This window comes from Lactobacillus hamsteri DSM 5661 = JCM 6256 (assembly GCF_000615445.1).
Taxonomy (GTDB): domain Bacteria; phylum Bacillota; class Bacilli; order Lactobacillales; family Lactobacillaceae; genus Lactobacillus; species Lactobacillus hamsteri.
The window spans coordinates 19,136-42,816 of sequence record NZ_BALY01000005.1 but is presented as its reverse complement, the minus strand read 5'-3'; the positions used below and the strand labels follow the sequence as shown (position 1 = coordinate 42,816).

Annotated in this window: 18 protein-coding genes and 2 pseudogenes; 14 read left to right on the top strand and 6 right to left on the bottom strand. The window is 35.7% G+C overall.

Going from position 1 to position 23,681, the window contains the following annotated elements; translation table 11 throughout:
* Positions 1-95: 95 nt before the first annotated feature.
* Complete coding sequence (locus JCM6256_RS02305; protein WP_025080218.1) at positions 96-548, top strand: MarR family winged helix-turn-helix transcriptional regulator; 453 nt, start codon at positions 96-98, stop codon at positions 546-548.
* A complete protein-coding gene (locus JCM6256_RS02300; protein ID WP_025080217.1) occupies positions 548-1,066 on the top strand; it encodes a GNAT family N-acetyltransferase in 519 nt (172 codons plus the stop codon). Before JCM6256_RS02305 ends, JCM6256_RS02300 begins: the two co-directional genes overlap by 1 nt.
* Before the next feature lie 54 nt (positions 1,067-1,120).
* Here the strand turns inward: JCM6256_RS02300 and JCM6256_RS02295 are convergent, their stop codons facing one another.
* The 6 genes from JCM6256_RS02295 to JCM6256_RS02270 form a co-directional block, all read right to left on the bottom strand.
* On the bottom strand, positions 1,121-1,792 hold the full coding sequence (locus JCM6256_RS02295; RefSeq protein WP_025080216.1) for a PepSY domain-containing protein: 672 nt from the start codon (positions 1,790-1,792) through the stop codon (positions 1,121-1,123).
* Positions 1,793-1,845: 53 nt separating this feature from the next.
* A complete protein-coding gene (locus JCM6256_RS02290) occupies positions 1,846-2,394 on the bottom strand; it encodes a PepSY domain-containing protein (protein WP_025080215.1) in 549 nt (182 codons plus the stop codon).
* Between the two features lie 124 nt (positions 2,395-2,518).
* A complete protein-coding gene (locus JCM6256_RS02285) occupies positions 2,519-3,859 on the bottom strand; it encodes a sensor histidine kinase (protein WP_025080214.1) in 1,341 nt (446 codons plus the stop codon).
* Positions 3,860-3,861: 2 nt separating this feature from the next.
* Complete coding sequence (locus tag JCM6256_RS02280) at positions 3,862-4,563, bottom strand: response regulator transcription factor (RefSeq protein ID WP_025080213.1); 702 nt, start codon at positions 4,561-4,563, stop codon at positions 3,862-3,864.
* A gap of 67 nt (positions 4,564-4,630) precedes the next feature.
* Positions 4,631-5,548, bottom strand: a complete 918-nt coding sequence (locus JCM6256_RS02275) for a prolyl aminopeptidase (protein WP_025080212.1) — start codon at positions 5,546-5,548, stop codon at positions 4,631-4,633.
* Between the two features lie 44 nt (positions 5,549-5,592).
* Entirely contained in the window at positions 5,593-6,678 is a 1,086-nt protein-coding gene (locus JCM6256_RS02270; RefSeq protein ID WP_025080211.1) for a hypothetical protein, read from the bottom strand.
* A gap of 138 nt (positions 6,679-6,816) precedes the next feature.
* On the opposite strand from JCM6256_RS02270, the gene JCM6256_RS02265 reads away from it, so the two are divergent.
* From JCM6256_RS02265 to JCM6256_RS02210, 12 genes and pseudogenes are all read left to right on the top strand, one after another.
* Positions 6,817-8,421: an ABC transporter ATP-binding protein gene (locus JCM6256_RS02265; RefSeq protein WP_025080210.1), complete on the top strand. Its 1,605-nt coding sequence runs from the start codon at positions 6,817-6,819 to the stop codon at positions 8,419-8,421.
* 74 nt (positions 8,422-8,495) lie between these two features.
* A pseudogene (locus JCM6256_RS09460) lies at positions 8,496-9,241 on the top strand (PAS domain-containing protein).
* 231 nt (positions 9,242-9,472) lie between these two features.
* Positions 9,473-10,216, top strand: a complete 744-nt coding sequence (pnuC, locus tag JCM6256_RS02255; protein ID WP_025080209.1) for a nicotinamide riboside transporter PnuC — start codon at positions 9,473-9,475, stop codon at positions 10,214-10,216.
* 247 nt (positions 10,217-10,463) lie between these two features.
* The gene (locus tag JCM6256_RS02250) at positions 10,464-13,919 is read left to right on the top strand and encodes a mucin-binding protein (protein WP_025080208.1); all 3,456 of its coding nucleotides are present in this window, start codon (positions 10,464-10,466) and stop codon (positions 13,917-13,919) included.
* A gap of 183 nt (positions 13,920-14,102) precedes the next feature.
* A complete protein-coding gene (locus tag JCM6256_RS02245) occupies positions 14,103-16,922 on the top strand; it encodes a GbpC/Spa domain-containing protein (protein WP_025080207.1) in 2,820 nt (939 codons plus the stop codon).
* Positions 16,923-17,046: 124 nt separating this feature from the next.
* The gene (gene pepT / locus JCM6256_RS02240; protein WP_025080206.1) at positions 17,047-18,315 is read left to right on the top strand and encodes a peptidase T; all 1,269 of its coding nucleotides are present in this window, start codon (positions 17,047-17,049) and stop codon (positions 18,313-18,315) included.
* A 2-nt stretch (positions 18,316-18,317) separates the two neighbouring features.
* The gene (locus JCM6256_RS02235) at positions 18,318-18,767 is read left to right on the top strand and encodes a DUF3290 domain-containing protein (protein ID WP_025080205.1); all 450 of its coding nucleotides are present in this window, start codon (positions 18,318-18,320) and stop codon (positions 18,765-18,767) included.
* Positions 18,768-19,320: pseudogene (locus JCM6256_RS09455) on the top strand (DUF421 domain-containing protein). It begins immediately after the preceding gene.
* A 13-nt stretch (positions 19,321-19,333) separates the two neighbouring features.
* Positions 19,334-20,155 (top strand): hypothetical protein, encoded by an 822-nt coding sequence (locus JCM6256_RS02225; RefSeq protein ID WP_025080204.1) that lies wholly within the window; start codon positions 19,334-19,336, stop codon positions 20,153-20,155.
* Positions 20,156-20,170: 15 nt separating this feature from the next.
* A complete protein-coding gene (locus tag JCM6256_RS02220; protein ID WP_025080203.1) occupies positions 20,171-21,127 on the top strand; it encodes an exonuclease domain-containing protein in 957 nt (318 codons plus the stop codon).
* 101 nt (positions 21,128-21,228) lie between these two features.
* Positions 21,229-22,089, top strand: a complete 861-nt coding sequence (locus tag JCM6256_RS02215; RefSeq protein WP_025080202.1) for a DNA/RNA non-specific endonuclease — start codon at positions 21,229-21,231, stop codon at positions 22,087-22,089.
* Positions 22,090-22,139: 50 nt separating this feature from the next.
* Positions 22,140-23,567, top strand: coding sequence for a C69 family dipeptidase (locus JCM6256_RS02210; RefSeq protein ID WP_025080201.1), 1,428 nt, complete (start codon positions 22,140-22,142; stop codon positions 23,565-23,567).
* Positions 23,568-23,681: the final 114 nt, after the last annotated feature.

Sequence of the window (23,681 nt, the reverse complement as noted above, 5' to 3'; positions counted from 1 at the left end):
AATTGTCTCTTCATTATGACAGAAAATATTTTATATTTAAAATTATGTTGCATTTGCAACAAAACTACGTATAATATTTTTCAAGAGGTAAGCAAATGGAAGATGTATTGAGACAAATTGGCACAATTGCTCGCTCCCTTGATTCGATTGCAAATATTGAATTTAAAGAAATGAATTTGAATCGTGGTCAATATTTATATCTGGTTCGCATTAGTGAAAATCCAGGGATTATTTCTGATCGTTTGGCCGAAATGCTTAGTGTTGATCGAACTACTACAGCTCGCAGTATTCAAAAACTTGTGAAAAATAATTTAGTTTATAAAGAAAGCGATCAAGATAATAAAAAAATAAAGCATCTGTTTTTGACGGATGAGGGAAAAGAATTGGCCAAAGTTATTGAACGTGAGAATAGCTTTTCAAATCAGATGGCCTTAAATGGTTTAACTGAAAGTGAAAAAAGTGAATTAGCGCGATTACTTAAGACAGTGGAAAAAAATGCTAGTAATAACTGGCAATTTGTAAAAAAAGGCGGAAAGAGGAAATATTAATGACAGAGTACACGATTAAAAATGTAACAACAGATGATGTAAAGGAACTTCAAGCAATTTCACGCGAAACTTTTAAGAAAACCTTCGATGCATATACAGCTCCTGATGATATGGCTCGCTTTTTAAAAGAAGATTATGATACTACCAAGTTGATTAATGAAATTAACAATCCAAATAGTCGCTTTTTCTTTTTGATGGTTAAAGATGAAGTAGCAGGCTATTTAAAGGTTAATGTTGGGGATGCTCAAACAGAAGATTTGAAGCCAAATGCACTTGAAGTTGAACGAATTTACTTGCGTGAAAAGTTCCAACATCAAGGTTTAGGATTGGCTTTGATTAAATTAGCCGAAAAATTGGCGCGTGAAGAAAATAAAGATTACATGTGGCTTGGTGTATACGAAAAGAATATTGTTGCGCAAAAATTTTACGCCAAAGATGATTTTGAACGTGTCAGTCAACATGTCTTCCAAGTTGGTGACGATGCCCAAACAGATTATTTGTTAGCTAAAAAATTATAGAAAAAAGGATCTGAAATTTTTCAGATCCTTTTTGATTTTGAATTAAATATTTAATTAGTCATTGTCGTCATCATTGTCATGTTCAGTAGTAACGATTTGCTTAGTGTGAGCGTTGATCTTAACTTCAGTAAGCTTAGTACCATCGCTAACTTCAACATCCCAGTAAGCAGTATTGCCTTCTTGGTCAAGAGTCCATTCTTGGCTAGTGCCTTTAGCATGTTTTTCGGCAATCTTGCTTGCTTCGTTGCGGCTGATAACGTTACTTAAGTCTAAAGCTTTTTCATTGCGGTCATCAAGATCTAACTTTTCTGAATGAGCACGGCTTACTTGACCGGTTTCAGCGTTAATTTCTGCTGAGTATTCTTTAGTGTCGTCAAAAGCGTCGATTTCATAAACATATTGATTGCCTTCAAGCTTTAGATCAATGCTCTTAATCTTCTTGCCTTTAAATTGGCTGTCAAATTTGTTTAAAGCTTCTTGTTGGCTTAACTTGATTTTTTGAGTGTCTAATTTAACTTCATTTTCTTTAACAGCCTTAGTTGATTGCTTCTTTGAACTGCTTGCTTCAGAAGTTCTTGAACTTGTTGTGTCCTTAGTTTTCTTTGAAGTTTGGCTAGTTTTTTCTGCATCGTCATTATTACCATTTGAGCAGGCTACTGTTCCTGTAAGTAATGCTGCACCTAAGGCAAGTGAACTGGTTAATCTGATTAATTTTGCTTTATTCATGTATATGTATATCCTTTCTTAAATCAAAGTCTATCTTACTCTTTTTATATAAATTAGTCGCGTTCTACGCTGATAACTTTCTTAGTGAGAGCATTAATCTTAACTTCGCTCTTCTTGCCGTTCTTAGTTACAGTTACTTCCCAAACGCTTCTTGAACCTTCACGGTCTAAGTTCCATTCAATTGCCTTGCTTCCAGAAACTTTCTTTTGAGCAATTTTAGTTGCGGTTGAACGAGAAATTGTCTTCTTTAAGTTAAGAGCACTCTTCTTGTCGCCTCTGTCACGTCTTTCTGAGTGAGATGAAATTGTCTTGCCTGTAGAAGCATTGATCTTCATTTCGTATTCTTTAGTTGAAGTGAAGCCTTCGATTTCGTATACGTAACGGCCATGTTCCTTTTCTAAATTGATTGATTCAATTTTAGCCTTCTTGTACTTAGCTTGGAACTTCTTAACTGCTGATGACTGAGAAACTTTAATCTTGCTTGTTGCGGCTTGAACAATATTTGGTTGAGTTTGACTATTTACAACGCCGATAGTTGCTGTGCCTAAACCTACAAGAGCTGCACCTGCGATTGCGATTTTCTTTAAGTTGATTGTCTTCATAATAAAATTCTCCTCTAAATCTATTAATTAAGTTTTTGTTGTTTTGCTTTACTTGATACATATATCTTACTGGGAAAAGACGGTTCAAAAACTAAAATTTGATAGAGTTTAAATGAAGATTTCTTCATTTTTCTAAAGGAAGAGAAACGGTAAAAATGGTACCTTGTGGCTTGTTGTTTGATATGGAAATTTTGCCGTTATATTTGGTTATTTCAGCTTTAACAATTGCGAGGCCAAGGCCTGAACCGGCAATTTTACTTGAGTGGGAATTGTCTTCGCGATAAAAACGTTCAAAAACTTTATCATGATTTTCCCGGGAAATACCGATACCGTTGTCAGCAACTTTGAAAATAATTTGATTATTATTTTTGGTTAAATCAATATGAATATCACTGTCTGCAGGTGAATATTTAGCCGCATTTTCTATTAAGTTGTGAACAATATTACGAAAATCTGTTGCTTGAATGGGATATTCTAATTTATTTGGTAGAGAAGTGTAGATTTCTTGTGGATAAACGGTTTGAATTTCGGTAACCACTTCAGCGATTGTCTTAACTAAATCGGTAGAAGAAATTGCTTCATTATTACGGTCAATTCTGCCAAGTGTTAAAAGTTCGTTGATCAGTGTTTCCATTCGCTTAGATTCAGAATCAATATATTTTAATGAAGGTTCAATTACTTCAGGATTGCTTTTGCCACGCCGTTTAATTAGGTTAACATGCCCTCGAATAGCTGCGATTGGCGTTTTAAGTTCATGGGAAGCATCGCTAACGAATTGTTGCTCACGCTTTAAAGCTTTATTTTGAAAAGCAAGTAGATTGTTAAAAGAAATAGCGAGATTTTTAATTTCTAAAGGCTGATTAGGTACTGTGATGTAGCTCTCTTTTTGTTGTGCTTTTTGAATATCTTGAATCTCCGTGTCCATGGTTTGAATTGGCTGGCTCCATTTATGAGATAAACGGCGGATAAGTGGGATACTGATAAATATTGCAATTAGATTTAATCCTAAAATTATAATCCAGAGCCAAGTAATTAGTTCGAAAAGTTCATCAATATTAAGTGCAACCCGAATCGTAAAGCCGTGATGTGTTTCCTGATTCAAGAAATAGATATGCTTTTTAGAAAAGATCATGTTCTTATAATGCTTTTGATGATCTATTTTTTTGAAAGTTTCGTGAGCATCTTCAGAATAATAGGTAACTCCTTGTGGAGTTGTCAAAGTAATGGCATCATCGTCTTGCTTTGCTAAGTAAGCATCAAGCATCGCAGACCAATCATATTTGGGATCGAGGTTGTCTTTGACAGTGTCAATAACTTCTTCGCTTTGATCCTTAGCATGGTTATAAATATAGGCGGAAGAGATAAGTAAAAAGGCAATATTAACTAAAATCAAAATTGCTACGAAAAGGCTGACAAAAAGGTGAGTTAATTGTGAAGTGGTAGTTTTAACTTTATTTTTCTTCATTGTTAATCATTTCTTCTTAAACAATAGCCAAGACCGCGAACCGTTTTGATTAGTTTTTTATATGGATCGCCTAATTTATTGCGGATTGCTCTGATATAAACATCAACGGTATTAGTTTGTCCAACAAAATCATAACCCCACACAATATCGAGAAGCTCGTCACGACTTTTAACATTTTCAGGATCGCGCATAAGTTCTGCCATCAAAGCGAACTCTTTAGGTGTTAAGTAAATTTTTTCACCGTTACAGAAGAATTCGTGTTTAACTAAATCGATTTTTAATTTATCAAATTCAAAAGTTGAGTTTGGCGTATTTTCCTGCTCTTGCTTTTTCTTTAAACGGCGCAAAACAACGCGAATTCTGGCAAACAGTTCTTCAATTTCAAAAGGCTTAGTAATGTAATCATCTAATCCTTGATCTAAAGCCGAACTGATATCTGACGTTGAATTCTTAGCAGTAAGCATAATGATGGGGATGTCGCTTTGTTTGCGAATTCTTCTTAAAACAGTGATTCCGTCATAAATAGGAAGCATCCAATCTAATAAAATTAGTGTTGGTTTTTCGCTTTTGAAAAAATCCAAAGCTTCTTTTCCATCTTGTGCCCAAATGACTTGGTAGCCTTCAAATTCTAGTTCAGTTTTGACAAAGCTAGCGACGCTTTCTTCGTCTTCGACCAAAAGAATTTTGACATCTTCTTCATTCATAAAAACACCTCAAAAGAACATGAAAAAAGGCTGGAAAATTAATTCCAACCTTTTTATTGTTGATTAATTAATTTTGACCTTTAAAACTGCCATCTTCAACTTCACGAATAAAGTCAGCCAAATGCTTGTAGTAAACATCAGGATTATCAACCATGTGGTGGTGACCACCATCTGGAGTTGTAACTAAGCGTGAGTTAGGAATCTTAGATTGCATAATCTTAGCAGTTTCGATTGGCATAGTTTCGTTTTCACCAAAAGTAAGCAAAGTAGGAACTTTGATCTTAGGAAGTTGGTCACGGAAGTGCCAATCCTTAAGCTTTCCAGTAATAACGAATTCGTTGTCACCTTGGAAGGCATTGTAAACGGCGCTGCCGCCGATATCCTTTAAGTGGTAAAGCTTAGAAGGTTGTTTACGGTCAACAAAGTTGATGTTTAAGATTTGAACATCATCTTGGTAGCGTTGATTGTCGTAATCATTATTCTTTTCACATTCGTGCATAAAATCAATTTCAGTTTGTGGAAGAACTTCTTGACGACGACGGTTAACTGCCGCTACGTATTCATCAATTTCATCAACCATTGAAGAGATAATTGCACCCTTCAAGTGTTGACCATATTTAACGGCATATTCTTGAACTAAAAGTCCGCCCCAACTTTGGCCGATAAGGTAAAAATTGTCTAAACCTAATTTTTCACGAACTTCATCAACTTCGTCCAAGAAGTATTCATAAGTTAGATATTTTTTAGCAATTTCAGGATCAGAATAATCAGGTTGATCTGAGTAAAGAGAACCAAGTTGATCATACATAGTAACTTGTACGTTCAAGCCTTGCTTCTTCAATTGTTCTGCAGTGTCTTCCCAGTATTCATGGTTGCCGCCAGGACCGCCGTGAAGAGCTAATAAGTGAATGTCGCCTTCACCTTGAGTGTTAGTCCAAAGGTGATAACCGTTGTCTAAAGTAATAATTTTAGTTCCAGTTTTCATAGATTTTTCCCTTCTAAAATAATAATTATGTTAATTCTACCACGTTAGATGCGATGCGCCCATTTCAGATAAGTCTGCAAATGAATTGTATCTGAACTGATAAGGTCAATAGAGGCTAAATCTGAATAGGGGATTTGAACGGGATCACTAAAATCAAAATTAGCGATAGGTCGCAAAATAAAACCTTGTTCGTTAGAACTAATAACTGTTCCCCAATTAATACCATCAAATTCATAGTCATCAACTAAAAGCAAGTGATCTGGTCTGCTAGTCCTGATGATTTCTGCAAAAGTAGGAATTTGCGTAAATTGATGAGCAAAATCATCGAAATGATATGGATCAAGATTGCCGTGCTTTTGGTTATATTCACAGGCAAAGTTGATAAAGTTCAAATAATCAGAATCATTGGTGATATGGGCGATAGCACTTTTATTTACTAACGAAACACCCATGATTTGTCCAACATCATCAAGTCTTTCTACTAAAAGATAATGATCACTTTCTGATACGATCCAGCCTAGCATCATATCGTTGCCAAAGCGAAAATCGTCAGTATAACGGAAATAAATCTGAGCAAGCCCTAATTCATTACCAATTTCTCCTTCACTGCCAAGATAGGAGAAATATTCTGAGCTAAGCTTTAAATCGGCATCATTGAAAATGATTTCTACGATATCTTTTAACTTAATGGTAGTTTCGACTAAATTTTCAAAAACTTTATCATCATTATATGAAAATAGCCGAACTTCTTCGTTAGTTAGTTCTGTAATATAACCACCATAAGTTGCGCCATTTTTAAGATTCATCTTGAGCAATTTCTCGTTTTTTAGGGCATATTGCAAAATTTCATATAAATTTTGTAAATTGCTGGTGATAATTGTGCGATTATTGCCTGTTAATGTGAATGGATCGCTGAGTTGGTTGGTTTCAAGCAAACTCTTAACGAAGTTAAGGGCAGGGCTATTTTCATTGATCTCTGTAATATCGTTAGTTTTTAAGAAACGAATACCGCCTTGATTACCAGCTGGATCGATTGATAAAAAGGTTACCCACTCTGAACTTTCATTTAAAATGCAGCCGATTAAATAGTTAGGTTCACTGCTTTTTTGATGTAATTCAACAAGTTGCAATTTGTTTTTCACCTCACAAATTAAAATGCCATATATCTATTATACAAATTAAGTTGGTTCATCATAGCAGAATGGTTTGAGATTAACTATAGTTTTCGCGTATAATGTGGGCAATTAGAAGTATTTAGGGAGAGTATGATGACTTTAAAATATGCTAAAAGAAGTCATGTTATTTGTTTTGCGATTTTGGCTGCAATCAAAGCTTGCAATATTGTCTTTGTAGCTTATATGATTCAAATAATGTTAAACGTGGCTTCATCAGGTTCGCATGATTATTGGCATTTAGTGCGTTTGGCCGTTTTGACTGCTCTTGGTCAATTATGCTTTATGGCCAGCAATTTTGTTTATGAAACGGTAAAAATGGGTATTATTCGTGACGTAAACATGTTTTTTAAACGTGCTAACCTTGCTTATTTGGTTGATCAAGGCGAACCGGATATAAAAAATGGTTTGTCACTTATGACAAATGATTTAAAGCAAATCGAAACTAATCGTGTCAATGCCCAGCTTGATATGATTTTGCAGGCTTTATCATTTATTGGCGCAATTGGCTTTGCGTTTTATTCATCATGGCAAATGACGATTGTTTTTGTCGTGGCGATGATCGCGCCGGCTTTAGTGCAAATTGTTACGAGTCCAATTATTACGCGTAAATCAAAGACCTGGGCGGAGCGTAACGCCGTTTATACGCAAAATGTTTCCGATTCCTTAAACGGTGCGCAATCAGCTAAGCTTTACAACGTGCGTTCTAATGTCGTTACACGTGCTGCACGTGCTGCGCAAAATATGGAAAATGCTTTGCGAAATATGTCGCTTACGCAGGCTTGGGCACTTGAGCTTATTTATTCAACCGCGGAATTGTTCTGCTTTATTGTGCCATGTACGATTGGTGGAATTTTAATGATGCAGGGTCAGTTAAAAGTCGGTACCTTAGTAATGATGGTTGACTTAGCAATGAACTTTATCACGCCAGTTGTTACTTTGTTTAACGAATTTAATCAGGTTAAGTCAACAGTTCCTATGTGGGAAAAGACTGTTAAGGCTTTGAATTATAAGCCAGTCTATTGCAAGAAAAAAGTCGGCGACTTTGATGGAATGCAAATCAAAGATTTGTCCTATGTCACTCATTCTGATCATAAGAAAATTTTTGATCATGTTAGCTTGTCGGTAAAGCCTGGCGAAAAAGTTTTGCTTATGGCGCCGAGTGGCTGGGGCAAAACAACTTTGCTTAAATTAATGTTAGGTATTAAAAGACCAAAAGAAGGTCAGATTTTCTTGAATGATAAGGATGTAACAGGAGATTGGAATTCTGCGCATAATTATTATTCTTACGTAAATCAAAAGCCTTTTATGTTTGATGATACTTTGCGCTTCAATATTACTTTGGGGCGTGAAGTTACTGATGAAGAATTGAATTCAGCCATCCATGAAGCAGGTCTTGATGAATTGGTCAAAGAACATGGTTTGGACAGCAATGTTGGTGAAGATGGCAATAACTTATCTGGAGGGCAGATTCAGCGTGTAGAAATTGCTCGTGCGCTTTTGTCTGGTCGGCCAATTTTGCTTGCGGATGAAGCAACGAGTGCCTTAGATCCGCATTTGTCTTTGGCAATTCACGAGACTTTGCTTAAGAATCCGCGTGTTGCCGTGATTGAAGTTGCGCATAAGATTTCTCCAGAAGAAAAGAATATGTTTGACCAAATCATTCATTTAGATGAGCATCGTGTCGAAACAAGAATGTAGCTTTTTGTTGAAACCCTTTTTAATTGAGAGTATTTTATAGTTATAAGCATTATTCAAGAAAGGAAAGAGTTATTATGGCAGAACCAGAATGGCTTAAAAACATGAACCGTGACGACTATATGAAGGAAGATCTTGATGCCTCCGGCAAGTCAGAAGCGGGTACGACAATTGATGGCATTGACAAGAATGATCCTGATTGGCTTGATAAGGCTGCTAAAAAGGTTAATGCAGCTGAAGGCAACGACTACGTCAAGCTTGATTCAGGTCTTTTGACGGTAAATCAAATCAATTGGATGCTTCGTAATACGATTGGCGAAATGACTTTTGTTGACGATAATAACCAATTCTTGTGGTACAACCGTCCTACCGATCCAAATTACAAAATGAAGGCAAAGCGTGTACCTGAACAAGTTGGCGACACAATGAAGGCAGTTCACCCAGATGTGCGCGATGTAATTCCTGATGCTAAAAAAGTTGTTCATGCGCTTCGCACTAAACAAGATGGTCATGATGATGTCTATATGCCAGTACCAACAGGTAACTTGAAAGAACTAGTTTTACACTATTACAAGCGTGTTGAAGACGATAATGCAACTATGCCGGTATCTATGAATGGGTTCAAGACTTGTATCCATTAGTAAAATATTTCTGCGAAACAACTGGTCAAAAGTTGGTTGTTGATACAGATGCAACTAGCGGAGCAACTTATCGTCGCAATTCAGATCCAGATGCTTCAAGTGGCGCTTCAACTAAAGCAGAAGAAGTAAAAGAAGAAAAACATGAAGAACCTGATACGACGAGTGGTGCTTCACAACATTAATAATTACAGAATAAAAGGTATACGATACCTTTTATTTTTTTGCACAAAAATACAACATATAGATTTTTTCATGCTATTAACACAATATTTTGTGAGATACAATCTTGTATATAAAAGTTTTTTACATTAGGATATATATCGATGTCTTTCATAAAAGAAAGTCGGATAAGGCACAAGATCTTGTATGGGGATACAGATCCTGTGAACCTAATAGTTTTAAGGAGAGTTTATATGCAAACGGACAAGAATGAGAATTATTTTGTATGGTTATGGAATCAATTAAAGGGTTGGCCAATTCAAAACTATTGTCTTTGGTTCTTCGCTTTTGGTTTCCAATTGGCATTGCTTATTCAAGAAAAAGCAACGCCCGTAACAATTATTACTTTTATTGGTACATTACTCGGCACTTTATGTGTTCTTGCCATTAACGCAACTAAAGCAATTAATGGTTGGTTGGGTCTTATTTCTGCAGCCTGCTTTATTTATGCAGGACTTGAAGCCAAAAACTATTTGTCAATTTTTGAACAAATTGCTTATATTGCAACTTTGGACTTGCCAGTTATTCTTTCAGTAAAATCTTGGAATGATGATACCAAGAATCACTTGAGAAAATTTGGCACTAAGGAATGGATAATCGCAATTGTCGGAACTTTGCTTGTTTATATCATTAGTGGCTTCTTGATTGGCAAATTTACAAATGATCCTCGTCCTTGGATTGATGCGATCAGCTTTGCTATTTCTCTTACTGCCGGCATTATGTGTTTTATGCGTTACAACAATCAATATTTCTGGTGGACAGCCAGCGGAATTTTTCAATTGATTCTTTGGGGCGTAACTTATGCACAAGGGGATGCTACTTTGGCTATGGCAGTTAACTCACTTATTTATGTAATTAATGATGTTTTGGCCTTTACTGTTTCACCATGGTTTAATATGGGACGTCGCCGTGAAGGTTTGAAAGAAATTAAAAATTAGTTTTTAAGTTAAAATTTAATATCTATTGTGAAGCAAACGAGAATTGTTCTCGTTTGCTTTTTCTTTTCTATATAAATATTCATTTTTAAAAATAGGTATGAAAGTAATGATGTTAAGAATATTTAAAGGCAATATATAAAATATATCGTATATTGAATGGATATTATATACTATAAGTATCAAAGGTGACATGGTGTCACACCCCATATTAACAAATGTTTTTTAACAGAAAATGAGGTATGATTTTATGGTTTCAAGAAGAAATTTATTAGAAAAAATTCGAAAAATAGAAGAAAGACATGAACACCACTCAATTCGTAAGTTTACAATGGGAGCTGCATCCGTTTTAGTCGGATTAACTTTTATGGGAACAAATACTCGTCCCGTTAAAGCTTCAAAAACAAGAAAAGATGATGTGGTATTAGTAGAAACTCAAAGTACTGAAAATGAGGCAACAGAGCAAAGTATTCTTCAGCAATATACTACTGAAAATACCGATACTCAAATTCAAAGCAATGATGTTTCTGTTGAACAAACAACTGATACTTCTACTTCAGAAAGTGCTGATGCTCAGACTACAACAGATACTAAAAATACAGATTCAGTTACTCAGGAAAATGTATCATCACCAACTGATAATTCTAATCAAGAAGTTACAAATGAAACAGCTTCGCAAGCTGAAACAAAACAGCCTACTTACCAAGATTCTTTAGATAAGGTTAACGATATTAACAATAACGTTAACAATGATCTTAAAGATATCGTAGATGAAGCTTCTAAGACTGATGGTGTTACGGTTGAACCAAAAGATCCTAACAAGATTAATACGACTGTAGGAGACATCGACAAGAATGCTGATAAGATCAAAGAAGATAATGAAAAGCAGATTGCAGAAATTGAAAAGCAGTTGGCTGATTACAAGGTAAAGCTTGATCAATACAAGAATGACTTAGAAAAATACAATACTGAATTAGCTGAATACAATAGGCTTAGAGATGAATATATTGCTAAGTTAAAGGATTTAGGCCTTTGGAAAGAAGGCGATGTTGATCCAAGTGACATTTCTCAAGATTTGGTTTTGGACAAAGAAGAAAATACTAAAGTTGATGTGATTATTTCAAATAATCATACAGGAATTGTAACTAAAGGCAAAGGAACCATTTTGAAAGATGAAAAAGGCAATCCATTGCTGATGAATCATTATCTTGTTAAGGATAATATTTCAGGTGATTTCTTGACAGTTGTTTACACAAATTTCGAAACTTCAACTTATGCTGGTGAAAAGATTGGCAAGATTGAAGTTATTTACAGTGATTTTGTGATTAGCAATAATTCATATCAAGGCAATAGTTTACCTGGAATTTACTTTGGTAAAAGGCCAACAGATGGATTTTTCTACAAAAAAGCAAATGGCGTAACCATTGAATTAAAGATGTACGACAAAAATGGCAAGTTGATTAACCTTAAGGATAATACAGCTTACATAACTGTAGGTTCATTGAATAATGGATCGAGTAGTTCAGGTCATAAAGAATATGTTGAAAAAGCTGAAATTCTCAGTGGTGGTTCAGGTGTTGCTTTGCCAGAATCATCTGTAACTATTCATAAAGGCCCTAATGGCGACATTCTTTATGCTGATAAAGACAATGAATTACTTTATGACGGTAAAATTACTGATGCCGAAAAGGAATTAGCAATCAGTATCTGGGGTGAGGAAATTGTTAATAGATATCTTAACTGGGATGATTCCAAAGATAGAGGAAAAGAAATTTTCGGTGCGGGATTATTTAAGGTTTCAGGAAACAGTATCAAGATTAGATTTAGCAATGAGTTAGGTTCAGCTTGGGCAACATTTTCAACAACTGTTCCTCAATTGGCATTTAAAGGTGAAAAGCCAACAGAACCAATTAAGCCAGCAGGCATTACTATTAACTGGCAACCTGGCGAATTAGTTTTGAATGATAGTGGTAAAGTTTATGTTCACTATGTTGATGTTAATAAAGAATTCAATAGTGGAATAAAAGAATTTGATCCTTTAAACCTTAGCCATGGTTTTGAATTGCTTGATTATAAGCAAGGTATTGAACACTTAGCTGTTGATGACAACTACACAAATTCGCTTTGGGACTGGAGTAAAGAAAATTATATTTTAGCAACAACTCCAGAAAAGATTTCTGAAGGAGCTACAGCTGGAAAGATTGAATCAGGTGAAAAGCATTACTACATTTACTTGAGACATGCAACCACTGAAGATACTCGTAATAAAGAAGTTAACCAGACAATTCACTACGTTTACAAGGATAGCGGAAAAGAGGCAGCTCCAGATCACGTAAGCCAAACTCTTGTCTTTACTCAAACAGGAATTAAGGATTGGGTTACAGATAAGACAGACTGGAATGGCGATTGGACTTTGACTCAAACATTTGTGACAGTAACCAGCCCAACAATCAAGGGCTACCATACAGACCGTCCGGAAGTAGGCCCATACGACATCACAGTTGACAACAGTAACTTTGATCAAAACCTAGATAAAGAAGATACGGTTTACTATGTGGCTAACCCAACAGAAACTGTAAGCCGCGATAAAGAAGTTAACCAAACAATTCACTACGTTTACAAGGATAGCGGAAAAGAGGCGGCTCCGGATCACGTAAGCCAAACCCTTGTCTTCACTCAAACAGGGATCAAGGACTTGATTACAAATGAGACAGACTGGAATGGCGGTTGGACTTTAACTCAAACATTCGTGACAGTGACCAGCCCAACAATCAAGGGCTACCATACAGACCGTCCGGAAGTAGGCCCATACGACATCACAGTTGACAACAGTAACTTTGATCAAAACCTGGATAAAGAAGATACGGTTTACTATGTGGCTAACCCAACAGAAACTGTAAGCCGCGATAAAGAAGTTAACCAAACAATTCATTATGTATATGAAGATGGCACTACAGCAGCTCCAGATCACATAAGCCAAACCCTTGTCTTCACTCAAACAGGAATCAAGGATTTGATTACAAATGAGACAGACTGGAATGGCGATTGGACATTGACGCAAATATTTGAAACCGTAACAAGCCCAACAATTAAGGGTTACCATACAGATCGTCCGGAAGTAGGCCCATACGACATTACCGTTGATAACAGTAACTTCGATCAAAACTTGGATAAAGAGGATACAGTTATTTACAAGGCAAATCCTGCTCAACCAACCACTCCTCCAGATCAGCCAACAGATCCGACTAATCCAACGACTCCTCAACCAACAGTTCCGGAAACTCCGGATCCAGAACCAACTGTTCCAACTCAACCAACGGATCCTGAAGTTCCAACCGAAACTCCAGAAATTCCAGAGGAAAATGAAACAGTAACTCCTCATCCTGAAGAAACTCCTTCTGAGGAAGAAAAGAAGGAAACCGTAACGCCAAAATCACAAGAAACAAAGCGTGATGATGGTGAAACAACTACGGTTACTCCTAAGACTGAAAAAGCTGAAACAGTAATTAATACTAATGTTTCAACTACAAAAACTCGCAATGGGGAAAATGTTGAAAAAGCTGAAGAAAGTGAAGAAGCAACATTGCCACAAACGGGTTCTAAAGAAACTGATAAAGCTGGTGCTGCGGGCTTAATTGCAGCAACTGTAGGTTCATTAATTGGATTAGCAGGCGCAGAAAAGAAAAAGCGCAAGAAAAATAATTAATTTTTGTAAAAAGTCATTAGATTAAGATCTAATGGCTTTTTCATTTGGCGATTTTTAAGAAAATATAAAGATAAAAAAATAACTATTTCCAAAAGTGACGCAGTGTCATACTATTAATACATAACATATATGACACCGCGTCACTGCTAGAACGATTATAAAATTTAGAGGTATAAATTAATCATGGTTTCAAGAAAAAATATTCAAGAAAAGCTTCGTAAAATTGAAGAAAAGAGAGAACGTCATTCTATCCGTAAATTTACTGTTGGTGCAGCCTCAGTATTAATTGGTTTAACTTTTATGGGAATGGCAAGTCAACAAGTTAAAGCTTCTGAAATTACTCAAGATACAGTTGCTGTTGAAAATTCGACAATAGATAGTAATTCAGAAGCTAATAATGTAGCAACTGAAGAAGTGGCTGTAAATAATGATTCTGTGGGTAATTCAGAAGTAACAACAGAGCCAATTGAAAATGAAGTTTCAGAATCTTCAGCGTCAGTAACTGAAAATAATAATTCTTCATCTGCTGATAATTCAAGTGTGGTAACTGAATCAACTAAGAATGAATCTTCTTCAGTTGCAGGACCATCAACATCAGTAAGTGAAAATGAAAATTCATCACAAGTTGAAACATCTACACCTAATCAAGAAAATAATATTAATCAGGTACAGACAGAAAAAACTGAAGATGTTAAGAAACCTAGCTATGAAGACAGCAAAGCAGAAGTCGACAAAATTAATGGTGAAATAAATAAAGATCTTGAAGATGTTGTAAATAAGGCTGAAGAAATTGATGGAGTTACTGTTGACAAGAAAGATCCAAATAAAGTTACAACAGGTACAACAGATATTGATAAAAATAAAGCTGAAATAATTGCAAATAATAAAAAGCAAATTGAAGAAATTTTAAAAGCCTTAGAGGAACACAAAGCAGCTCTTAAAGACTATGAAGGTAAGCTTGACGAATACAACAAAAAGAGAGATGAATACATTCAACAATTAAAAGATTTGGGTCTTTGGGATGAAAATGAACATATTGATCCAGATAAATTATCTCAATTATTGATATTTGGAAAAGAAGAAAACGCTACAGTTACTGTTAAGCCATTGAATCCAAATGTAGTTCAAGGTACAGGCAGTATGCTAAACGGTTTACTCAATAATTTCTGGCAAGTTAATGACACAGTGCATGGTGACTTTTTACAAGTTACATATACTGATTTAAAAAATTCATTCTATGCAGGAGAGTTAATTAGTAAGATTGAAATTACATATAGTGATTTCATTATGAGTAATCATCCTTCTCAAAATAATCGCAAACCTGGAATTTACTTTGGCAAGAGTCCTACAGATGGTTTCTTTTATGTAAAAGCTGAAAGTGTAACAATGGGCTTAAAGATGTATGATGCTAACGGCAAATTGATTACTTTAGGTGAAAATACAGCTTACATTACTATTGGCTCATTAAATAGTAAAGGTGAAGGAAATGATTATGTTGAAAAAGCTGAAATTATAAATGGTAGTAGCCATAAAGGTGAAGGTGTAGCTCTTCCAGAATCATCTGTAACTATTCATAAAGGTCCTAATGGAGATATTCTTTATTCAGATAAAAATAATGAATTGCTCTACGATAAGAATATTACTGATGCAGAAAGAGAATTAGCAATTAAGATTTGGGGCAAAGATATTGTAGACAAATATCTTGGTTGGGATGATTCAAAAGATCGTAGTAAGGAAATATTTGGTTCAGGCTTGTTTAAAGTTTCCGGTGATGGAATTAAGATTAAGTTCAGCAACAAATTAGGTTCAGCATGGGCAACTTTTTCAACAACTATTCCTAAAATTACATTTGACGCAGAAAAGCCAGAAAAACCAACTACCACAATTACTTGGCAACCAGGTCAATTAGTATTAAATAAGAATTCGAGTGCTCATATTCACTATGTTGATGTTAATGGTGCAGTATTGAATGGTGTAACTAACTTTACCCCTGAACATGGTTTTGAATTATCTGATCAAAAGCAAAGTCATGAACACTTAGCAATTGGCGATAAGTATGACAATATACTTTGGAATTGGGAAGAAGCAGGTTATATTTTAGCTACTGACACGGTTCATCCAGGAGCCACAAATGGTGTAATTACTGATGATGTGCAACATATTTATGTTTACTTAAAGCATAAGACAGAAACGGTAAATCGTGATAAGGAAGTAAATCAAACAATTCATTATGTATATGAAGATGGAACTACGGCAGCTCCGGATCATGTAAGCATTAAGCTTGTTTTCACTCAAACAGGAGTTAAAAACTTAGTTACAGGTCAGATTGATTGGAACGGTGAATGGACTAAAACTCAAACTTTTGTAACAGTAGTAAGTCCAACAATTGATGGTTATACAACTGATCGTCCTGAAGTAGGTCCATATGATATTATTGTTGATAACAGTAACTTTAATGATAATTTAGATAAAGTGGATACGGTTGTTTACACTAAGAATCCAAGTCCAGATAAACCGGAAATTCCTGAAGATCCAACTACACCAGAAATTCCAGATAAGCCTGAAGTTCCAGAAAATCCAACAAATCCAGAGCAACCTACAATTCCTGAAGATCCAACCACACCAGATACACCTGAAGTTCCAGAAGACGACTCAACATCTCCAGGTCCGGAAATTTCAGATGATGTAGAAGAATCTGTTTCTCCTCTTCCAGAAAAGACTCCAAGTAATGAAGAAACAGTAACTCCAAAATCACAAGACACTTCTAAAGAAACAAGCAAAGTTGCAACGATTTCTTCTAAGAATGAAAAAAATGCAGTTTTGACTAATCTTTCAACAGGTGAAAAGTCAAGTGCAACAAAGACTGCAGAAAGTGATGAGGCAGCTTTGCCACAAACTGGTGAAAAAGATACAAATAAAGCTGGTATGTTTGGTGCTTTAATTGCTGTAATCGGTTCATTATTTGGATTAGCACAAATCAAAAAGCGCAAGAAAAATAATTAAACCAAATTAATATAATAAAAGCAACTGTAAATTTTTAATTTAATAAATCGAAAAGTCACTAGTTTAGAGCTAGTGGCTTTTTGCATGTTAAAATAAAAATTAAGTTAAAGAAAGGTGAGAAAATATGACAGATTACGATTTTGACTATATTAAAGAGAAATTTATTGATTATGCCAAAATGAATACGCGCTCAGATGAAAAAAGCGAAGCTGTTCCAACAACTCCTGGACAAGTTGTTCTTCTTAAAGAATTAGTAAATGAAATTAAAAGATTAGGTTTAATGGACGTTTCCTATTCAGACAAGGATGCTTATGTAGTTGGAAAGATCCCTGCCAATAGCGATAAAAAAGTTGCAGCTATTGGTTTTGTAGCCCACGTTGATACTGCTGATTTTAATGCAGAAAATATTAAGCCACAGATTCATGAAGATTATGATGGTCAAGATATTAAATTAGGTCACGGGGGAACCCTCTCAGCTGATGAATTTCCTTCATTAAAGAAAGTAATTGGTCAAACTTTGATCACAGCTTCTGGCGATACGCTTTTAGGCGCAGACGACAAGGCAGGAATCGCTGGGCTTCTTGGTATGGCGAAATATTTGCATGATAATCCTGATGTCAAACATGGCGATATTTGGCTGGCTTTTGGCCCTGATGAAGAAATTGGCAAAGGTGCGGCTCGTTTTGATGTTAGCCGTTTCCCAGTAGAATTCGCCTACACGCTTGATAATGGAAATCCGGGTGATATTGCTTATGAAACTTTTAACGCTGCTGCAGCAACGATTAAATTCAGAGGCACGGTTGTGCATCCAGGCGAAGCTTACGGTTTAATGGTTAATGCTTCGCTTATGGCAAATGAATTCATAAATGGCTTGCCAAAAGATTTTGTTCCAGAAAAAAGCAAAGATTATCAAGGCTACATTTTAGTTCTTTCTAACAATGGCAACGTTGATCATGCCGAGATTAATTTGATTATTCGTGATTTTGATACAGATCATTATCTTAAGATGAAAAAGTTAGTTAAAGATTTAGCCGAAAAGTTGAATGATAAATATGGCGATAATCGCGTAACGCTTGAAATGCACGATCAATATCGTTCACCTGGTGACTTGATTAAGAAAAATCCTTATGTTGTTAACTTGGTTCATTATGCTTATGAAAAAATGGACTTAAAAGTTCATCACATTCCTTTCCGTGGCGGAACGGACGGCGATTTTATTAGCGAAAAAGGTATTCCAACACCAAATCTTTTTAACGGCGGAGCCAATTTCCATGGCCGTTATGAGTACGTTACAGTTGAAAATATGGTTTTGCTTGCTAAAACTTTAACTGAAATTGTCACAACACATCTTGAGATGGATGATAATCGTGATGAAACGCCACTTAAGAGGTAAAAATGACTTTCTATACGTTAAAATACATTGAAAACAATAAAAATAGCAATAAAGCAATTTTATATATCTTGATGCTAGTTGCGGCGGTAGCAATGATTATTTTCGCAATTTTGTATTTACGTAATCGTTTTGCTACGCGCTATCGAGATTTAGGAATTATCGCGCTTCTTTTCTTGCTTTTATTTGCGGGAACGCAATATGAAAAATATCAGAAAATTACAACCCAGAAATCGCAAGCTACGCAAATCGTACCTTTCAAAAAATCTGTTGCTAAAGATGCTGGTGTGAAGGACTCAGATGTTATGGTGAATAACACAATTCTTGTCGATGGAATGATTGTGCGTATTGATTCAGAAAATAAAGATTATCAGCTTAACTTAAATGAAGATAATAATACTTATACGTTAACAGAAGCTCATGTAATTGATCATAAAGTTGAGGTGAAAAATTAGATGCAGTTAGATTACACACAATTGTTCATTAAATTTGTTTTGGGTATTTTAACTTTAATTATTCAAATCAACGTTTTTGGCAAAAGCAATTAAGCACTAACTACGGCGCTTGATCATTTGGACTTTGGTTGTCTTTATTTTAAAATTTGCACGTGATCACAATAATTGGTTGCGTAATATAATTGATGGCAAGCCTGTGCAGGTAATCAAAAACGGGCATGTTTTGGTTGAAAATTGTATGCGGGCCGGAATTTCGGCAAATGAATTAATGTTTAGATTACGCAGTCGTGGGATCTATTCAGTTGAAAAAGTTAAAAATTGTATTTTTGAACAAAATGGTCAATTAACAGTGATCGAAAATGATGAAGCCAATATTCGTTTTCCAATCATCAGTGATGGTCAAGCTAACGAGGACGTTTTAGATTTAATTCATAAAGATGAATCCTGGCTTGAGCAAGAAATTGAGAGAGCGGGTTATAATGGTATCGGCGATATCTTTTTAGGCGAATACATTAATGGTCAATTACGCTTTACTGGCTATTCGAAAAAGTAGAAAAGAGATTTAAATGGCAAATTTAACTGATGCAAAAAAATGGCTAAAAGATGCTGATGCGGTTATCGTAACTGCAGGTAATGGCATGGCCCGCGAAGAGGGCTTAGACATTTTAAGCGAAGAAAATTTTGATGATCAATTTGGCAAGATTGCTGACAAGTATGATGTTCATACGATTGGGGATGCTCTTGGCAAGAAGTTTGATTCTTGGGCTGAACAATGGGCTTTTTGGAGTCAATTGATTAATGAGTATTCTTTAGAGTATGAACCTAGCGAAACGATGCTTGCTTTAAAAGCTTTGCTTAAGGATAAACAATATTTTGTTGCAACGAGTACATTTGGTCACTTTTTTGAAGGTGCCGGTTTTAATGAAAATCGAATTTTTAATGCTTTTGGCGATTGGACAAAAATGCAATGTTCAAGTGGCATAAATCATGGTCAAAAGGATGATCGTGAAATTGTTCGTCAATTCGTTGAAGCTGAAAAAAATGGTCAAGTTACTGAGGAAATGGTGCCTAAATGTAATGTCTGCAATAGTGAAATGGAACTTCACATGCCACTTAATGCGCACTTTTTCCCAGATACGGATGCTAATACGCGTTTTCGTTGGTTCTTAACCGGCAATGAAGATAAAAACGTTGTTGTCTTGGAGCTTGGCGTTGACGAAACCAGCCCTCAGCTCCTTGATCCAATGGTTAAGCTTGTTGAGCAATTCCCTAACTGGAAATATATTGCAGCCGATCTTGAAGAAGACGATATGCCGGATGATTTGCAAAAGCGTAGTTATGCTTCTGACAGCAACTCTCACAAATTAATGGAAGAATTGAGTAAGTAAAATTATAGGTGATTTATGAGCATTGTAGTTAAAAATGGAGTTTTGCAAGTTCCTGGCGCTCAAGATAAATTGCGTCATAAAGGTGCAGAGCGCCCAGAATTTTTAGACGACTATACTTTAATCGATATTGAAACGACAGGTTTGAGCCCGTATCGCAATCGTGTTACCGAACTTGGCGGGATTAAGGTTCGCAATGGTGAAATCGTTGATCAATATAGCCATTTGGTTGCTTATGAAAAATCCAATAAGGTGCCGGCTTTTATTACTAAATTGAATGGAATCACCGAAGAAAAGATTATCAATGAAGGTGTTCCGGTTGACGAGGCCATCCACGATTTTCGCAACTTTATTGGTGATGATGTAATTATTGGCTATAACGTCAATTTTGATTTGAATTTTGTTTATGATTTGGCTAAAAAATACAAGTTGCCAGAGCTAAGCAATGATTATGTTGATGTGTTACGTTTGGCCAGAGCATATTATCCTCATGAACGTCATAATCGTTTAATTGACTGCATGCAGCGTGCCGGAATTGCGCAAGTTGAGCAACACCGCGGATTAGATGATTCAATTGATACTAAAAAGGTTTATGAAGATTTTCGTCAAAACTTTACAGATGATTTGTTGGCTAATGCGCAAAGCAAGGTTAAAAATCTCGATCTGACAGCTGGTCAGCTTGAAGCTTGGCAATTAGGGTTCCGTAATCCGGTTAATTCTAAAAATATTGCTTTTTCTGGTCATATTCATATGGATGAAAATGATGCTGCGAAGATGATCAACAACATGGGTGGCGACTATCAAGATAATGTAGAAGCCACAACCAATTATTTAATTATGGGCGATCATGATTTCTTTAGACGTAACAATCCTGATTGGAATGAAGCTAAAGATTTGAATAAAAATGGTGCCGAAATTAAGAGACTTTCTGAAAGTTTCTTTTTGAATATGCTTGATAATTGGGCACGCAGTTAAATTTAATAAAGAAAAAAGAATGCAATTTGCATTCTTTTTTTGTTGCAAACAAATGTTTGAGAAGGTAAACTTGTAAAGTACAAATTAAAGGGAGAATTTTTATGGCACGCAAATATCGCAAACGAAGCAAAGCTAAAACAGGCGGTTGGGCTTCGGTTTTAGTTGTAATTGTTTTAGTCATTTGGAATATGTTTTCTGGTGACAATTCTGAAAATGCCGGTAAAAAGTTAGTTGATAATTTAACAGGACAATCTGCAGTGACAAATACCATTAATAAGGCGTCAGTGGCTCAAAAAGCTTATGGTGGCTTGTCTAAATCAGATTATGATAAATTATCAAAGTTAAATTTTAAGAGTGGCGGACAAGCTTATATTGTTGTTAACCATGATAAGTCGACTTTGATTAAAAACGCTTGGAAGGTTAATCGCGTAATTTATTCCAATCTTGATAGCTTGAACAGAACATCTCGCTCTAATACTGGCTTTCTAGAAAAAAGAAACGTGGCCAATGATAGCTTGCGCGTTCGTCAATTCGTTGAACCAACGGCTTGGCATTACAACCGTCGTAACGGTACGCAAATTTATAATCGCGGCCATTTGATTGCTTATTCAGTTTCAGCGGGTATTGATCAAAACGGTAATTACAACCCTCATAATCAATCCGGTGATCAAAACAATCCTAAAAACTTGTTTACACAGTCAGCCTTTTCTAATCAGCGAATTCAAACTATTTTTGAAAGCAAAGTCAGAAAAGCTTTGCGTCAAAATAAAAAAGTAATTTATCAAGCAACGCCAATTTTTAGGGGCAATGAGCTAATGGCGCGCGGGATAAACTTACAAGCTATTTCCACAGATGGCGGCTTAGACTTCAATGTCTATCTGTTTAACGTACAACCAGGTTATGTTTTTAACTATAATAATGGCCGTGCAAGCATAGATCGCCAAATGCGTGTTAATGAATAGTAAAATAGAGTTAAAATGATTTTGTAAATTATTAAAAAGGAAGTACGTTTATGAAAAAAGATAATTGTACCGCGATGCTTGTTGGTAAAAATGCTTCAATCGATGGCTCAACCATGATTGCTCGTGACGAAGACGGTTACGGTGGTATTAACGAAAAATTATTTGTTGTTAATAAAGCTCGTCATTATGATGAAGATTACGTTTCCAAGTATAACGGCTTTAAGATGCATTTAACCGGCGATGGTTGTCGTTATACAGCAGCTCCAACAGCTGATGACAGCGAAGGCCGTTGGGATGAACAAGGAATCAACGAATATAACGTTGCTATGTCGGCAACTGAAACTGAAGCAACTAATGCGCGTTGTCTTGGTCATGATCCTTTGGTAGAAAATGGTATTGATGAAGATTCTATGCTTTACCTCGTTTTGCCATTCGTTAAGACTGCTCGTGAAGGTGTAAAGCGTCTTGGTGAATTGATTGAAAAGTATGGTACAGGCGAAACCAACGGAATTGCATTTTCTGATCATGATGAAGTTTGGTATTTTGAAACTGCTGCCGGCCACCAATGGGTTGCTGCACGTATTCCTGATGATTCATACGCAATTTGTCCCAATATTATGGTTATTCAAAATATTGATTTTGATGATCCTGATAACTTTATGTATGCTTCAACAATTCGTGATTTTGTTGAAAAGCATCATTTAAATCCTGCTCAAGATGGCAGCTTTAACTTCCGTGATATTTTTGGAACAAAGGACGAAGCTGACGCATTTTACAACACTCCACGTACTTGGTATGGTCAAAAATTGTTTAATCCAAGCATTGAACAAGATCCAACTAGTCAAGAAATGCCATTTACTCGTGTTCCTGAAAAGAAAATTGGCGTTGAAGATGTGCAAAAGTTTTTGACAAGTCACTACAACGGTACGCCATATGATCCAATGGATACTTTCTCATCAGGTGATGAAAAGGATCAAAAGAAGTTCCGTTCAATTGCTTTGGATAGAAATCAAGAATCAAGTATTTTGCAAATTAGAAATGATGTTCCAAAGGAAATGGCTGGTATTCAATGGGTAAACATGGGCTTTTACGCATATTCTCCATATGTTCCTTTCTACACTAATATTGAAGATACGCCAGAAAACTACAAGCTAGCTGAACACACTGTTGATCCTGATCACAGTGCTTACTGGATGTACAAGACTTTGCAAGTTTTGGTTGAACCACGTTATCACCAATACATTTACCAAGTAAATGCTTATCGTGATGATTGCCAAGCCTGTGGAATTGGTCATGTTGATGAAACTGATGCTAAGGCAAAGGATATGAAGGGCGAAGAATTGACTAAATTCTTGACTGAAGCCAATGAAAAGACCGCCGATGAAATTACTAAGAAGACTAAGGCTTTAATGAGCGATTTGGTTCGTCAAGCTCTCAATAGCTCTAAGTATCAATTCGAACGCGGTGACAACTTATAATATGAATAATATTTAGAGATTGTTCGGGAATTTTTCCTATAAAAAAACTTTAAAAGTTAAATGAAGTACAATATCTAGTATAAGCGAATTTATGGTTCATATTTGGCTATATTG